A 15802-nucleotide genomic window follows, 5' to 3' on the forward strand; every position below is an offset into this window, starting at 1 on the left:
AATGTTCCACATGGAACAAAAAAAATCGGACAGGCTCAAAAGTCTGTCCAATTTTTTTATATATCGCTGTAAAAAAGCTGTTCCCAATAGGTGTATTCCCCGTTTTCTGATTTTGTGGCTTTTGCACACGCCATGTAACGCACATCAGGGTTGAGGATATTTTCTCTATGAGGCGGTGAATCCATCCATGCGTCGAAAGCCTCTTTTACCGTGGTCATGCTGTTCATACCATATGCGATATTTTCAGCCGCCGCACGCCATTCAGGAAGGTCAGTTTCTTCTATAGCTGTGATATATGAATTGCCGTCAGGTCTGTCATGAGAATAATTTTCCAAAAGCTCGTTTGCTCGCACACTTGCCGCAGAGTCGAGAAGCTCAAGTCCCTCAAGCTCTCTTAAACCATACTGTTTTCTGACCTCGTTCACATAGCCAAGCATTTCAGATGTTTCAGCAGAAAGATTTCTATTTGACATATTCGTGCTTGAATCAGGTTCAGCAGGCTCGGCAGGCTGAGGAGCAGAGGGCTGTTCTTCCTGCACAGGCTCGATAACAGTTTCAGTTTGCGTTTCTGTTTTCTTTTCAGTTTTCTTTGAAGTCGTTGTGGTAGTAGTAGCCGCTGTCGTTGTTGTAGTAACAGTTGTAGTCACAGCTTTTATATCTGCACTGTGAGGTGGCCGCATGGTCTTTCCGTTTATGATAACCTTATCCCCTGACACGCTTATGTAGTTATTACCTACCACTATGGATTCCATAAGCTCATTATCAGTGTTTGTTATCTCCATGCCCTTATCCATGGCTTCAAGCACATACTTTGAGCCGTTCACATCTTTTACAGTAGCTTTCTTTACTGTCTTGCCGTCTTTAACAATCTCAAACTTATTCTCTGCGATACACCTTATAGTCACCTTGTCAGTTACATTAAAGCTGCTGAAGCTTTCATCAACATATGTCACCTTTGTGTTTGCATAGTAGACCTCGTTGGCTGATATTATTATCCTTGTGCCTTTATAACTGAACGAGTTGACCTTTTTTCCGTTCTTAGTGACAGTGACAGTATTTCCGTCACAGGTCAGTACAAGCTTATCACCGTTATCATCGGTTATCTCAAAAGAGTTCACTATCTCATTTGAACTGTTTATAAGAGTATATCCCCCCTGCATATTTGCAAAAAGGGTATAGCCGCCGTCAAAAACTATCTTTGTACAAGTCGCTGCTGTTTGTATAGTAGTCACTGAACCTGTGATAGTTTCGGCAGACTTTTTATTTGTGGTCACAGTTGTGGTGACTCCTGTGCTGACGCTTGAAAGCTTTTTGGGCTTTTCTTCCCCTGTGTTTCCGCAAGAGGAAAGACAACAGCCTGCCGCACAGACAACACATAATATTTTAACTAACCTATTGCTTTCCATGATATCTTAGCTCTCCTGTTTTATCAAATGTTCCACATGGAACAATACAAAAAAGGCAGCCCTAGGACTGCCTTTATGAGTTTATTTTGTGTTTGAAAGTGTCCATCTGAAAGGTGCTATTCTCTTTGCCCTTGTGTTGTCTATGTTCCAATTGTTGAATGTGATAGATGGGTCAAAATAGCGATAATCAGTTTTCATCTTACCTTTGTTGATGCTTAGTCCCATTCCAGGTGATTTCTGGATAACTGCACCTATGCGGTGATGTTCCTTTTCATAATCAATTATCTCTTTTGCCGTTATCAGTCTTGAATCAGCAAGATTGTAGATTCCCTCATATCTTCCTGTCGGCACATTGATGATACCATTTATAAAGTCGATAAGATTGAATACACAACAGAATGAAAAACCGTATTCTCCATCATTGAATATGTATGCAACATTTTCCTTTGCGTCAAATACTCTGTCTCTCAGATTTTGTGTATACTCAGCGTCATAAATAGGAGCTACTCTGGCAATAACAGGTATAGTTTCAGACTTTTTAAATTCCTTCTGCATTATCTTCTCAGATGTCATCTTAAGATCTGCATAGTTTGAATTTCCCTTTTCAGGAGCAGTTTCCCTTATTGGTTCTCTGCCTTTCTGTACACCATATATTGCTGTTGTGCTGAGCAGGATAAAGCTCCTTACCTCAGCCTTGTTTGCAGCCGCATATATGAACTTATCACATATCTTGCTCTTTTTCATCTCAGCGTCTGTTACATATGGATCTATATCGTTATCTACAGAATTTGCCAGATGCACGACAACGTCAATCTTGTTGCTATCGATTACATTTGTAATAGCGTCCTTATCTGTAATATCACACTGGATAAAAGTATAGTTTGGATCAGTTCCAATAAACTCATTTTTGCGTGTATCTATACCGAATACACGATGCTTTTTGTGCAGTAAGCTGGATGTAAGGTACAAGCCTATCATTCCGCTTGCTCCTGTAACTAAAATTGAAGCCAACTCTGCCACTCCTTCCCCAAGTAGAATTGCACATTTATTTACTATAATTATACCACAGTTTTTATTAATTGCAAATACTTTTTGAAGAAAACTGAAAAATTTAGATTTTCTTTATAATTTTGCTTGCTATATTTAGTGAATTGTGATAAAATTATAGGTATAAATCATAAGTAAAAAAATATAAAAATATTTTAACACATAAAAATATTAAGGAGCAATTTATTTTGATTTATTCCGATCTTATATTTATACTGGGAATGTTCCCGATAATGACCATTATTTCGCTTTTCGACAGAAGTGCAGAATATAAAAACCTCATTCTGATAGTTTGTTCCCTGCTGTTTTTCAGTTGGGGCAGACCTTTTGTGTTCTGTCTTATTTTCCTGTCAGTTATCCTCGATTGGATATTTGGTCTTATTATTTCAAAAAACCGTGAAAATAAAGCCCTTTGCGGGATATTTTTAGTGCTGGATATTATAATGAACGTATCTCTTATGCTAATATTCGGTCAGAATATCCTTTATAATAAGGTAAAAAAGCTCAGTTTTGACGCCGCCATACTTCCACTTGGTATGGGTTACTATATGATTAGAGGAATTTCTTATGTCTATGACGTTTTCAAGGGCAACTGCAAAGCAGAAAAAAACATTTTCTGCCTTTTGACTTATATGGTGTCACTGCATTTCATGCTTGTGGGACCTCTTGTGAGATACGGTGATATTGAGCCACAGATAAGGCATCGTGAGATCACAGGAGCAAAGCTCAACCAGGGACTTACTAAGATAGTTTTTGGTTTTGGCAAGGTAGTGCTTCTTGCAGGCGTTTTTGAGCAGATAAAGCTTGCAGGTCTTAACGGCAAAGAGATAACTACTCTTGGCTGTTGGCTTGGTATGCTGTCATTTTTGGCACAGTATTATTTCCTTTTCACAGGACTTTCGGATATGGCAAAGGGACTTGGTCTGACAAACGGCTTTGTTTATCCTGACAACTACACAAACATTGAGGCTGACGGACTTTTCACCGGTATGATAAAAAGCTTCAATACAACTGTTGTTGACTTTTTCAGCGAGATTTTCTGCTGCAAAAAAAACATGAACAAGGTCTTTACTTTTGTGTGCTATATACTTTGCGGACTGGCTCTTTCTATATGGTATCAGGCAAAGGTGAATTTCATTATCGTAGGACTTTGTGCGGCAGTGCTTTGTATCCTTGAAAAGCTGTTTCTTGAAAGACCGCTTTCAAAGCTGCCTGACCTTGTGAAGTATATTTATCTTTTGCTGACAGCTCTCGTTATTTTTGGCGGACTTTATTTTGACAGCTTCTATGGCTACAAAAAATGGCTCTTTGCACTTGCAGGAGTAAATGTGAAATACACATTGAGCGTGTCTGTAAAAAGTGCAGTGCTGAAAAATATCACCCTTATAGTAATATCGTTCTTTATTGTCTGCCCACCTGCAAAAAGGGCTTTCTGCAAGATTTTTAAAAAGCTTTCACAGAAGTCTCAGGCGGCTTATGGCAGAGTTATGATAACAAAGACCATTATGACAGTGCTTGTTTTTGCAGTAAGCGTTATAACACTTGCGGCTGAATATGCGGCATAAAAAGAGGAAAATACTAATGGATAAGAAAACTACACGATTCAATATCGTTCACGGTGACGATGAATATGAGATACCGGAGGAATGCGAGGCTGCGGAGGAAGCGGCTGAAGAGCTTGCCAAAACGAATTTGGAGGAGCATTACAGCTTTATAAATCTTCTTTCCATAGCGGTCATAATGCTATTTGCCTGCATATTCTTTATTTCAGTTTCAGGAAGCGACATTGTGGAGGACAACAATCTGTCTTTAACATTCAAGACTTTCTTTTCAGGGGATTACACTCAGGCATTGGAGGACTCTTATAATAATAGTATACCTTTTCCTGACGCCATGAAAGCTGTTGAGGAGCGTATCTCTCTTATTTATGGTATCGGCAATAAGGTAACTGACCCTATAAAGGAAACGCCTGACAATACTGATTCTAACCACAACAGCTTCGATCATCCGACTAATAATGACAGTGATGATCCTGACGAAAATGTTATCACCACCACTGCAAAACCGCAGGACGGTGAAGTAACTACCACAAAGAAAAAAGAGGACAAGAAAAAAACAACAACTACCACTGCTATTGACAGACCGGAGGAAACTAAAAGCACCACAACGACTTCAACGGCTTCCACTACCACAAATAATGACAAGCCTTACTATACTGTAACCGAAACTGAGCCTATAGTACAGCCCGGTCCTACTACTACCACGACCACAACAAAAGCAACTGAGACCACAACTCAGCCTACAGAAGCTACAGAACCTACCACTGAGCAAACTGAGGGACCGTCAGATGAATAGCAGATTTGATAACCCCTTTCCCTATTCTGATGACAATAAAAGATATCATACCTACAATTATTATCTAAGGCACAAGTTCGGCACTAAGGTATTCAAGATACCGCTTAATATCGACCTTGGCTGTCCGAACAGGGACGGCACAAAAGGCGTGGGGGGCTGTGTGTTCTGCTCGGCAAAAATGAGCGGAGATTTCGCAGGCGACCCTCATGAGGATATCCTTACTCAGTACAGAGAGATAAGGGAGAAAATGAGCAAAAAGTGGAGCAAGGGTCTGTGCATACCGTATTTTCAGGCAGGCTCAAACACCTATGCTGACGTTGAAACGCTGAGAAAAATGTTTTATACAGCCCTGTCATTTGAAAATACGGCAGGGCTTTCTATCGCAACAAGGGCAGATTGCATCAACGAAGAAAAAGCCGACCTGCTCGGTGAGCTTGCGGAAAAGACGTTTCTTACTGTAGAGCTTGGCTTGCAGACTATACATGACGAAACAGCTTTGAAAATGAACCGCTGTCATACTTTTGCGGATTTTCTCAAAGGATATGAAATGCTGAGAAAACGCAATGTGAATGTGTGCGTGCATATCATCGACGGGCTTCCCGGTGAGGATAGGGATATGATGCTTGAAACGGCTAAAACTCTCGGTCAGCTTGATATACAAAGCATTAAGATACATCTTCTGCACGTTTTAAAAGGCACTGTGCTTGCGCAGATGTATGAGCGTGGAGAGTTCAGAGCGCTTGAAATGGACGAGTATGTCAATATCGTCTGCGACCAGCTGGAGCTTCTGCCTGCTGAGATAGTAATACAGCGTGTGACAGGTGACGGTGCAAAGGACGACCTTGTTGCACCTTTGTGGAGTTTAAAAAAATTCTGCGTTATGAACGAAATAGATAAGGAAATGGGAAGAAGAAATTCATGGCAGGGAAAGGCTCTGTCGGAGTAAAAAGAGGTAAAAATGAAAGATATATGTGCAGTTTCGACACCACTCGCTGAGGGCGGTATATCAGTCATAAGAATAAGCGGTGATAATGCCATAAGCATAGGTGCAAAAGTTTTTAAACCGCTGTCATGCAAAAGTGTTGAAAACATGGCAGGCTATTCGTGTGCATACGGAAAAATAGTTGACAAAAACGGCAGAGAAGTTGATGACGGTGTCCTGACGGTTTTCCGTGCGCCTAAGTCATACACCGGTGAAAACGTCTGCGAGATATCATGCCATGGCGGAATATATGTTACAAAAAAAGTTCTCAGACTTTGCATTGAGCAGGGTGCAGAGCTTGCTCAGAGGGGCGAGTTCACAAAAAGGGCTTTTCTCAACGGAAAGCTTTCACTTACTCAGGCTGAGGGCGTAATGGAAACTATCTCCGCTCAGGGAGAATATGCACTTAATTCTGCAAATCTTACAAAAGAGGGCAGGCTTTTCAGGCTGATTTCTGATATGTCAAGAAAGTTTGTCACAATACTAGGTGAACTTGCGGCATGGGTGGATTATCCAGAGGAGGACTTGCCTGAGATATCTGAGGATAATCTCAGAGAGAGCCTTAAAAACGCTTTGGCAGGGCTTGATAAAATAATAGCAGATCATGACAGCGGTATGATACTGAAAAACGGTGTTGACACTGTTATCGCAGGCAAGCCGAACGTTGGAAAATCGACCCTCATGAATATGCTGTTGGGATATGACCGCTCCATAGTCACAAATGTGGCAGGCACTACACGAGATGTTATCGAAGAAAGTGCAAAGCTTGGCGAGCTTATTTTGAAGCTTTCCGACACTGCGGGAATACATGAAACTGATGATGAGGTTGAAAAAATAGGCGTTGAGATAGCAAAGAAAAAGCTTAAAAACGCTATGCTTGTGATAGAAGTTTTCGACATTTCAAGAGAACTTGACGAGGAAGACTTGGAGCTTCTTGAATATGTGAAAAAGCTTGGAAAGAAAGTTATCATAGTTCTCAACAAGTCTGACCTTGAAAATGTTGTTGAAAGGTCGCAGCTTGAAAAATATTCAGACTATGTGATAGAGATTTCTGCGAAGCTTGACGAGGGCAGAGAAGAGCTGCAAAAAGCCACAGAGAAGCTCTTGGGCATTGGCGGATATGACGCTGACAGCACGATTTTTGCAAACGAGCGTCAAATAGCCTGTGCAGAACGTGCAAGAAAATATCTTGCCATGGCTCTTGAAAGCCTTGATATGGGAGAAACTTTGGACGCTGTTACTGTGATGATAGATAATGGCGCAAATGCACTTTTGGAGCTGACAGGAGAAAAAGCTACAGAAGCGGTGGTAGACGAGGTATTTTCAAAATTCTGCGTAGGAAAGTAATTTATATGGTCTTATTTTCAGACAGGTGGTTTTATTATGCAAAAGGAATATTTTGATATTATTGTGGTAGGTGCAGGTCACGCAGGCTGTGAAGCGGCTTTGGCGGCGGCACGCCTTGGACTAAAGACGGCACTTTTTACCATAACACTTGACGGTGTTGCCAATATGCCATGCAACCCCTCTATAGGCGGAACTGCAAAGGGACATCTTGTTCGTGAGATAGACGCTTTGGGCGGAGAAATGGGCAAGGCGGCGGATAAAACTTTTCTGCAAAGCAGGATACTCAACCGTGGAAAAGGTCCTGCCGTTCATAGTCTGAGGGCGCAGATAGACCGTGTTGAATATCATAAGCTTATGAAAAAGACTATCGAAGACACAGAGGGTCTTTATCTGAAGCAGGCTGAGATAACTGATATTTTATTTGAGGAGGACGGCAAAACTGTCCGTGGTGTGCGTACAAAGCTTGGCACTGAGTATGACTGCAAGGCTGTTGTCATCTCAACGGGAACTTACCTTGGCGGCACTGTCCATGTGGGTGCAGTATCATATTCAAGCGGTCCTGACGCAACTTTGCCTGCACTTAGTCTGACAGAGTGTCTTAAAAAGGCAGGCATGACAATAAGACGTTTCAAAACAGGCACTCCTGCCCGTGTACACAAGCGTTCCATAGATTTTGACAAGCTTGAAGTTCAGTGCGGCGACGATGATATAACGCCATTTTCTTTTGATAATCATGAAAAGCTTGAAAATAAAGTCAAATGCTATGTGGCTTATACAAATGAGGAAACACACAAGGTAATAAGAGATAACATACATCTTTCTCCTATCTATTCGGGTAGGATACACGCCATTGGTCCAAGATACTGTCCTTCTATCGAGGACAAAATAATGAGATTTTCGGATAAGCCAAGGCATCAGCTTTTTATTGAGCCAATGGGTCTTGACACTGACGAATATTATCTGCAAGGTATGTCGTCATCACTGCCTGAGTTCGTTCAGCTTCAATTTTTGCACACTATAAAAGGACTTGAACACGTTGAGATAATGCGAAACGCCTATGCCATAGAATATGATTGCTGCGACCCTACAGAGCTTTCTGCTACGCTGGAGTTCAAGGCTTTTGACGGTCTTTACGGTGCAGGTCAGTTCAACGGCACTTCGGGATATGAAGAAGCCGCCGCACAAGGTCTTATCGCAGGCATAAATGCCGCACTGAAAATTCTCGGCAGAAAACAGCTTATTCTTGACAGAGCGTCATCATACATAGGCACTCTTATTGACGACCTTGTTACAAAGGGTTGTTCAGACCCTTACAGAATGCTCACATCAAGAAGCGAATACAGACTTTTGCTAAGACAAGATAACGCTGATATAAGGCTCACGCCTATAGGACATGAGATAGGGCTTATCTCAGACGAAAGATATCAGCATTTGCTTGACAAAAATGAACAGATAGCCGATGAGATAAAGCGTGTTTCAAAAATAAATATTGCACCAGATCCTGAGATAAATGCCTATCTTGAATCTGTAGGCACTGACCCTCTCAACAACGGCATAAAGCTTGCTCAGCTTATCCGCAGACCACAGGTATCATATGACGGTCTTGCTCCTTTCGATAAGGAAAGACCTGAGCTTTCATCAGAAGTAAAAGAGCAGGTAGAATTGCAGATAAAATATGACGGCTATATAAAGATACAGCTTGAACAGGTGGAGGCTATGCGAAAGCTAGAGAAAAAGGCTTTGCCTGCAGATATTGACTATAATGATATAAAAAGTCTTAGACTTGAAGCAATTGAAAAGCTCAATAAAATAAAGCCTGTATCAGTTGGTCAGGCAAGCCGAATCAGCGGAGTAAACCCTGCTGACGTGGGTGTGCTTTTGGTATGGCTCTCATCAAAGAATGACCATAGGGAGGAATAGTATGTCAAAGCTTATTTCTAAGGACGATTTTATAAAGCTTTTTGATAATTATGATATAACAATATCTGACAGTGATTATTCACGCTTTGAAGCTTATGCAGATCTGCTTTGTGAATGGAACGAGAAAATAAATCTTACTGCTATCACTGACCCTGAGGGAATTTCAATAAAGCATTTTTTTGACAGCGTTTATCCTTTCACACTTTTCGAGGTAAAAGAAAATGCAACGGTAATAGATGTCGGCACAGGAGCAGGATTTCCGTCCTGTCCGCTGAAAATCGTCCGTGACGATATAAAGCTTACACTTCTTGATAGCCTTAACAAGAGGATAAATTTTCTTGCACAGCTTTCAGACAGTCTTGACCTTGGTGCGACCTGCATACACGGCAGAGCAGAGGAGCTTGGCAGAAGCATAGAGTGCCGTGAACAATTTGACATTGCCACAGCAAGAGCAGTGGCAAACCTCAGCGACCTATGCGAGTATTGCCTGCCTTTTGTAAAAGTTGGAGGATATTTCGTTGCATTGAAAGGCTCAGGAGGAAATGACGAGCTGAAAGAGGCTAAAAATGCTATTAAGATACTGGGAGGAAAGGTCGAAGAGGTCTTTGACTATGAGCTTCCAACAGGTGACGGCAGAACGCTTATCCTCATAAGAAAAGTATCTGAAACACCTGAAAAATACCCACGCAACAAGGGTCAAATGAAAAAGAAAAAATTATAATACAAACTAAAGCAAAATACATAGCGGTGTCGGAGAACAAATCTCTGCACCGCTTTTGTAGTTTCTTATACAAAGTAAAATCTGCAAAGAGCGACAGCGATTTTGCGGCGGACAAACTGTAGACACAAATGTGTAGGGGCTGGCGCCCTCGACAGCCCGACATTGAAGCGGCTGGACTTGGATTGGTCACCAATGAAAAGAAGCAGACAATGTTATAAATTTTTGCGCCGAATATTGTGTGAAAAAAATACAAATGATATTGAAACCGAAACATCGATAAATGGGACGTCGGGGCGCCGTCCCCTACAATCAAAATAGAAAAAACACGCTGAATTTTTGTTCAGCGTGTTTTCTTATTGTCATTTTTAATTTAGAATTCTATCTTTGAGTAAAGACCTGAATCCTTCATTGTGTCCTCCGGCTTTGGCTTCTTGTAGTCCTTTTCAAAGCTTGTTGTGATGTCAAAACCCTTTGAGCGGCGATTATTATTGTTTCTTCTTCTGCCGCCGTTCTTCTTGTAGCCGCCTCTGTTGTCATATTTTCTAGGTGTTGTAGAGCTGATTATTACCTTTCTCCATGGCTCTTCACCCTTTGACTGAGATGTTACACCCTCGATCTCTGATACAGCAGCGTGAATGATTCTTCTCTCATATGGATTCATTGGCTCGAGAGCTGATGAACGACCGCTTCTCTTTACGTTGTTTGCTATCTTTCTTGCAAGCTCTTCAAGCTGAGTCTTTCTTCTTGCCCTGAAACCATTGCAATCTGTGGATATTCTGAAATATTCTCTGTCTATCCTGTTGCATACAAGTGATGCAAGATACTGAAGTGAATCGAGGATATCGCCCTTCTTGCCGATAAGCTTCTCGAACTCTTCGCTCTTTATCTCAAAAAGTGCGCCGTTTTCAAGCTTTGTTACCTCGATCTCTGTGTTTTCTATGCCCATTGCCTTTATAACATTGAGTATATATTCCTTTGCACAGTCAGCCTTTTTCTGCAAAGTGTCGCTCCACTCTGCCTCTGTCTTGACTTCTTCCTGAACTTCTGCCTTTTCTTCAACAGCCTCTGTTTCTTCAGTTACAGTTTCTACCTTTGTTTCAGGCTCATATTCAGCTTCTACCTTTGCCTCACCCTTGATCTTTCCGAAAAAGCCCTTTTTAGGCTCTTCAAGAACTGTGAAAGTGATCTTTTCTACTTCTGTTCCAAATTCAACTGCCGCCTTGTTCTTTGCTTCGTCTACAGTTGCGGCTGTAAAGATCTGTTTCATTTTTTCTGCTCCTCTCGCTAAAAAAGTTTAGTCAACAACAGGTCAATCCTGTGAATCGTCATATTCGTCGCCATATTTCTCAGCCATTCTCTTTCTGGCTTCGTTAAGACGTCTTCTCTGCTCGTCTTTAAGCTCCATCTTTGTTTTCTTCTTAGGCTCATCGTAATCCTCATCGTCAGAAAGTGACTTTCTGATCTCAGCAGGATCCTTACCAGCCTGTATCATCTGAGCCTCAGCCATTTTTTCAATAAGAGTAGGCTTGCCCTTCTTTTTCTGCTTTGCTATATCCTTCTGAACAAGCTCTGCAACGTGTTCAGGTGTATAGATCTTATTGAGTACGATAGTCTGTCCAAGTGCAAACAGTGAAGAATAGCACCAGTAAAGACCAAGACCTGCCGGATAGCTGAAACCGATCCACAGTGAGAAGATAGGCATACCGTAAAGCATTATCTTCATTCCCATTCCGCCCATATTAGCGGCGTCAGGATTGTTCTTCTTTGCAAAATGCTGTGAAACGAATGTCACTATAAGCTGCAAAAGTGCTGATACAATAGGGATAATGCATGAAAGATCCTTCATTGTTGGTATCTTTCCAAGGAAAAGTCCGAAAATGCTGTAGTTGAAATCTTCAGCCGCAGCCTTTACGCTTGTTGGAAGCACATCTGCATACTGTCCGCCCTCTTTTTCAGTGAAAACGAAAGTCATAAGCTCAGGTCTTGACTGAATAAGGTTTGTGGAGAAGTAATTCTCGTTAAGAATAAAAGTATCTATATCATTATGAGCCTTAATAGCATTCATAACGTTAGATATCTTGTTGTCATTAGAAAGTGCCTTTGCAGACTTCGGATACTTGTCCTTATCTGTAAAAAGCTTTTCAAGCTTATCATAAGCTTCGTCCTCAGTAGCACCGTCTTTCTCAAACTTTTCAATAAGCTTTTCTATTGTAGTATCCTTGCTTTTTACCTCAGCACTGACAACATAAAGATTCGATATCATGTTGTTTGAGTCTGTAAGCTCCTCTTTATCTGCGTTTGAAACGTAGGTAAGAGGTCCGTAAATAACAGGGATAAGAGCAAACAGAATTACCATTGTGATGACCATTGGCAAACAGCTTGCCATAGGGTTTACGCCCGCCTTGGCGTAAAGGTTCATCTGCTCTTCCTGCATCTTCTGCTGGTTTTTAGCGTATTTCTTCTTTATCTTTTCAAGCTCAGGCTGAAGCATGGTCATTCTTGCCGTGCTCTTCTGCTGCTTAACGTTAAGCGGAAATACTATAAGTCTTGTAAGGATAGTGAAAAGCAGCAGTGCTATTCCGTAGTTTTTGCATACAAAATAGCAGCCCTTCATTATCCAGCCCAAAGGGGTCGCAATAATACCCATTTAATATCCTCCAGATCAATTATTTGTCATATTGATAACCTATATATCTGATTAAGCTCTCAGGCTTATTTTTTTCTGATTTTAAAATACTCAGTGGTAAGCTTGTCAGGAACATAGTCAACCCCTCCCAGACTCCACGGGTTGCACCTAAGCAGTCTCCATACAGTGAGCAGCGTGCCTTTAAAAAAGCCGTGTTTTCTGTAAGCCTCCAGCGCATATGCCGAACAGCTTGGATAATACTTGCACCTTGGTCCGAAAAGAGGACTTATAAATCGCTGATAAAACCTTATCAGCAGCTGAGCCAGTTTACTCATTTTACTTTCTCTTTGCCCTGCCTGACCTGTTATTCTTTGGAACAGGCTTATTCATCTCTTTTATGAGTCTTTTTTTTATAAATCTTTCAATATCCTGAGTTTTCTTTTCCCCTATATCGTTTCTTCCCACAAAAACTATATCATAGCCCAGCGGAAATTCCGCCTCGTTAAGTCTGTAGGCGGCTCTTACTATTCTCTTTATCCTGTTTCTCGTTACTGCGCAGCCCTGCTTTTTGCCTGCCGTTATGCCAAGCCTGTTGTATGGGCTGCCGTTGGGATAAAAATATGCTGCTACAAAACTGTCTGCACAAAATCTTCCCTTTTTATAGCACCTTAAAAATGCCTTGTTATCCTTTAAAACCGTTGTGAACAGCATCTTCATTTCCCCATTGTGTACTGTTTTTACTCTTTTCGCCTTTTCACGGCAATTTTGCCAAAAAAAGATAAAGACCCAATACCATGCAAATCAATGAATGGTATATAGGTCATCTGAGGCAGCGTCCAACGACGCTTAAATACAACTGCCTAGGGACATCACTTCAGGCGTAACTAACCGCCTGAATAATGCCTGTCAGACTTATCATCAGAAACTGCCTGTATCTCTTAGTAGCTGAGTCTAGCTCTGCCCTTTGCTCTTCTTCTTGCGAGTACCTTTCTGCCGTTAGCAGTAGACATTCTCTTCATGAAGCCGTGAACTTTCTTTCTCTGAAGCTTTTTAGGCTGATATGTTCTTTTCATCGAATTCTCCTCCTTCCGCTTTCAACACTCCGTCATTTTATACAAAAAAACGTCCTCGGAGATGTTTAAACTTATAGGGTCACAGCAAATTACAATATCGCTATGAAAAAAGCCCTTGTAATTTAATATTATAGCTCATTCACACACCATTTGTCAAGCCTGTTCATAATATTTTTATATTTTTTTTGATATTATTTTTCTTTGCTTTGAGGGGCTTACTGTCCGAAAAACCTGCCGCTTACGTCCTCATTTTTTATGAGCATACAATATATTGTGTGCCAAATATAAATTTTATCTGTATTAAGTGTTTTTTCTTATCTTTGAAAAGCATACTTTTTATCCTTATTTCTTTCCTTATATATAATATATAGGACTTGAAATTTTAAGTCAAGTGTGCTATAATAGTATAGAATTGATTAATTATGCCTGTTTATATTTTTTTAAAACTCTGACCTGCCGTCTGTTTGACAGGGGTCACGGCGGACAGCGGAAACACCGCACAGGCAGAGCTATTTTCTAGGAGGTTATGGAGAAACAATGGATTCCTTTAATGACGTATTTCAGGAGGTCCTGAAATATTGCCGAAACTGCAAAAGTATCAGCGAGCCGGGATACAACAAATGGATAAAGATACTTGAACCGATGAAGCTTGAAAACAATGTGGCTTATTTGCTCACTGATTCTGATTTTTCAAGAGATATCACTATGAACGCCTATGAGAATCTTTTAAAAGAAGCTTTTCTCAACACTTTGGGCTTTGAGGTAGATATAAAAATACTTGTTAAAGACAAAGAAGAAGTTAATGAAACTGAGGAAAAGGATATAGAAGTCAAGGTGGCTGACTTTTCTGATGAAGAAAACAACAATCTTACCTTTGATAACTTTATCAAAGGTAAATCGAATGATCTTGCCTATGCTTTCAGCACGGCTGTCGCACATAAGTATGACGAGGATCAGAAAACGCCGTCTAACACAAATACTATATTCAACCCTCTCATCATATACGGTGATTCGGGACTTGGAAAAACTCACCTTATGAAAGCTATCGAGCATGAGGTAAAGAAAAATCACCCTGAGCTGAAAATTATTTACACCACAGGTGAATCCTTTATAAACCAGCTCGTTAAAGCTATCGAGTCAAAGGAAACTAATAAATTTCATGATAAATACAGAAATGCCGACTATCTTATGGTAGACGATATACAGACCATTGCAGGCAAGGAGCGTATGCAGGAGGAATTTTTCCATACCTTCAACGATCTTTACAATGCGGGCAAGCAGATAGTTCTCACATCGGATATTGCACCGTCAAAGATATCGAAGCTTCAAAACAGGATACTTACCAGATTTTCACTGGGCGTTCAGGTAGACGTTACACCGCCTGATTTTGAAACAAGAATGGCTATCGTAAAGAAAAAGGCTGATATGCTGGACTTGCAGCTTTCTGACAATGTAGTAAGGATAATAGCAGAGAAGATAAAGACGAATATACGTCAGCTTGAGGGAACTGTAAACAAAATAAAGGCTCTTACTATTTATACGAATGAAAGCCCGTCCATATCTATGGCTCAGAGGATAATCAAGGAAATAATCATTGAAAATCACCCTGCTGAGATAACGGTTGACAGGATACTTCAGGAGGTAGCGGCAGCATTTGACGTTACTGCTGACGACATAAAATCAACAAACAGACGTGCAAATGTATCCCTTGCAAGAAAAATAGCAATCTATATCTTCAAGGACGTAAAGGGCATGACCTTTATACAGATAGGAAATGTACTTAACAAAAACCATTCAACTATGACCATACACTATCAGGACGTTGTTAAAAATCTTAAAGAGAACAAACAGCTAAAAGATACCGTTGACGACATAATCAAAAACCTCAAGGACAATTAAACGGACAATTTCAACATTTTCAACATAGTTTTCAACAATTTTGTTGAATATCCGGACTTGGATATATAAAGCTTTGCGGAATGTTTTTCAAAACTTTGCACAATGAAGTTTAAACCATGGTGTTATAAAATAAAACACCGATTTTCAGGTTTCAACATTTTTTGCGATAATAATAAACATTCAACAAACATTTTTTCAACTTTTCAAACACAAAAAAAGTTTTTGAAAACACAGTTGAAGTGATGTTAAAATAAACTTGAAAAGCAAAACAAGTCTGCAAAAGGCTTTGAATGACTTTTCAACCATTTCAACACACTCTACTACTAATACTAATTTAATATTGATTTATTTATATATTATCAGAGCAAAAAATATAAATTTGAGAAATTCATATGTTGAAAAAACAAAAGTCAGATAAATGTAATT

General features: G+C 40.4%; 14 protein-coding genes. 7 read left to right on the forward strand and 7 right to left on the reverse strand.

Translation table 11 applies throughout. The features are described from left to right. Positions 1-56 precede the first annotated feature (56 nt). Together DW015_RS08265 and DW015_RS08270 are read right to left on the reverse strand one after the other, a co-directional pair. Entirely contained in the window at positions 57-1406 is a 1350-nt protein-coding gene (locus DW015_RS08265; protein ID WP_117905295.1) for a CAP domain-containing protein, read from the reverse strand. An 81-nt stretch (positions 1407-1487) separates the two neighbouring features. Beyond that, positions 1488-2417 carry an NAD(P)-dependent oxidoreductase gene (locus DW015_RS08270; protein WP_147338148.1) on the reverse strand — a complete coding sequence of 310 codons (930 nt, stop codon included), beginning with the start codon at positions 2415-2417 and terminating at the stop codon, positions 1488-1490. A 224-nt stretch (positions 2418-2641) separates the two neighbouring features. Between DW015_RS08270 and DW015_RS08275 the strand changes: the two genes are divergently transcribed. Genes DW015_RS08275 through rsmG form a run of 6 tightly spaced genes read left to right on the forward strand, consistent with a single transcriptional unit; the run spans position 2642 to position 9778 of the window. Then, positions 2642-4018, forward strand: coding sequence for an acyltransferase (locus DW015_RS08275; protein WP_117905297.1), 1377 nt, complete (start codon positions 2642-2644; stop codon positions 4016-4018). Between the two features lie 16 nt (positions 4019-4034). Further along, positions 4035-4808, forward strand: coding sequence for a hypothetical protein (locus DW015_RS08280; RefSeq protein ID WP_117905298.1), 774 nt, complete (start codon positions 4035-4037; stop codon positions 4806-4808). Then, entirely contained in the window at positions 4801-5754 is a 954-nt protein-coding gene (locus DW015_RS08285; protein WP_117897119.1) for a TIGR01212 family radical SAM protein, read from the forward strand. Before DW015_RS08280 ends, DW015_RS08285 begins: the two co-directional genes overlap by 8 nt. A gap of 12 nt (positions 5755-5766) precedes the next feature. Continuing rightward, on the forward strand, positions 5767-7137 hold the full coding sequence (gene mnmE / locus DW015_RS08290; protein ID WP_117905299.1) for a tRNA uridine-5-carboxymethylaminomethyl(34) synthesis GTPase MnmE: 1371 nt from the start codon (positions 5767-5769) through the stop codon (positions 7135-7137). Between the two features lie 36 nt (positions 7138-7173). Then, on the forward strand, positions 7174-9057 hold the full coding sequence (gene mnmG, locus DW015_RS08295; RefSeq protein ID WP_181979881.1) for a tRNA uridine-5-carboxymethylaminomethyl(34) synthesis enzyme MnmG: 1884 nt from the start codon (positions 7174-7176) through the stop codon (positions 9055-9057). Between the two features lies 1 nt (position 9058). Continuing rightward, positions 9059-9778, forward strand: a complete 720-nt coding sequence (gene rsmG, locus DW015_RS08300) for a 16S rRNA (guanine(527)-N(7))-methyltransferase RsmG (RefSeq protein ID WP_022287182.1) — start codon at positions 9059-9061, stop codon at positions 9776-9778. A 370-nt stretch (positions 9779-10148) separates the two neighbouring features. Here the strand turns inward: rsmG and jag are convergent, their stop codons facing one another. From jag to rpmH, 5 genes are all read right to left on the reverse strand, one after another. Beyond that, positions 10149-11045 carry an RNA-binding cell elongation regulator Jag/EloR gene (gene jag, locus DW015_RS08305; protein WP_117905301.1) on the reverse strand — a complete coding sequence of 299 codons (897 nt, stop codon included), beginning with the start codon at positions 11043-11045 and terminating at the stop codon, positions 10149-10151. A gap of 42 nt (positions 11046-11087) precedes the next feature. Then, positions 11088-12425, reverse strand: coding sequence for a YidC/Oxa1 family membrane protein insertase (locus tag DW015_RS08310; protein WP_117905302.1), 1338 nt, complete (start codon positions 12423-12425; stop codon positions 11088-11090). Between the two features lie 65 nt (positions 12426-12490). Next, complete coding sequence (gene yidD, locus DW015_RS08315) at positions 12491-12739, reverse strand: membrane protein insertion efficiency factor YidD (RefSeq protein ID WP_022287185.1); 249 nt, start codon at positions 12737-12739, stop codon at positions 12491-12493. Position 12740: 1 nt separating this feature from the next. Then, positions 12741-13121 (reverse strand): ribonuclease P protein component, encoded by a 381-nt coding sequence (rnpA, locus tag DW015_RS08320; RefSeq protein ID WP_242993250.1) that lies wholly within the window; start codon positions 13119-13121, stop codon positions 12741-12743. A gap of 221 nt (positions 13122-13342) precedes the next feature. Then, on the reverse strand, positions 13343-13477 hold the full coding sequence (gene rpmH / locus DW015_RS08325; protein WP_022287187.1) for a 50S ribosomal protein L34: 135 nt from the start codon (positions 13475-13477) through the stop codon (positions 13343-13345). Between the two features lie 537 nt (positions 13478-14014). Here rpmH and dnaA point away from each other — a divergent pair. Further along, entirely contained in the window at positions 14015-15376 is a 1362-nt protein-coding gene (gene dnaA, locus DW015_RS08330) for a chromosomal replication initiator protein DnaA (protein WP_117877494.1), read from the forward strand. The last annotated feature ends 426 nt before the right edge of the window (positions 15377-15802 follow it).

Origin of the sequence: Ruminococcus sp. AF37-20 (genome assembly GCF_003460465.1) — a bacterium.
Lineage (GTDB): Bacteria > Bacillota > Clostridia > Oscillospirales > Ruminococcaceae > Hominimerdicola > Hominimerdicola aceti.

Bases quoted from the DNA above. Each gene is read 5' to 3' on its own strand.
- DW015_RS08265 (WP_117905295.1), bottom strand. From the start codon at position 1,406: ATGGAAAGCAATAGGTTAGTTAAAATATTATGTGTTGTCTGTGCGGCA.
- DW015_RS08280 (WP_117905298.1), top strand. From the start codon at position 4,035: ATGGATAAGAAAACTACACGATTCAATATCGTTCACGGTGACGATGAA.
- DW015_RS08285 (WP_117897119.1), top strand. From the start codon at position 4,801: ATGAATAGCAGATTTGATAACCCCTTTCCCTATTCTGATGACAATAAA.
- mnmE (WP_117905299.1), top strand. From the start codon at position 5,767: ATGAAAGATATATGTGCAGTTTCGACACCACTCGCTGAGGGCGGTATA.
- mnmG (WP_181979881.1), top strand. From the start codon at position 7,174: ATGCAAAAGGAATATTTTGATATTATTGTGGTAGGTGCAGGTCACGCA.
- rsmG (WP_022287182.1), top strand. From the start codon at position 9,059: ATGTCAAAGCTTATTTCTAAGGACGATTTTATAAAGCTTTTTGATAAT.
- jag (WP_117905301.1), bottom strand. From the start codon at position 11,045: ATGAAACAGATCTTTACAGCCGCAACTGTAGACGAAGCAAAGAACAAG.
- DW015_RS08310 (WP_117905302.1), bottom strand. From the start codon at position 12,425: ATGGGTATTATTGCGACCCCTTTGGGCTGGATAATGAAGGGCTGCTAT.
- yidD (WP_022287185.1), bottom strand. From the start codon at position 12,739: ATGAGTAAACTGGCTCAGCTGCTGATAAGGTTTTATCAGCGATTTATA.
- rnpA (WP_242993250.1), bottom strand. From the start codon at position 13,121: ATGAAGATGCTGTTCACAACGGTTTTAAAGGATAACAAGGCATTTTTA.
- rpmH (WP_022287187.1), bottom strand. From the start codon at position 13,477: ATGAAAAGAACATATCAGCCTAAAAAGCTTCAGAGAAAGAAAGTTCAC.
- dnaA (WP_117877494.1), top strand. From the start codon at position 14,015: ATGGATTCCTTTAATGACGTATTTCAGGAGGTCCTGAAATATTGCCGA.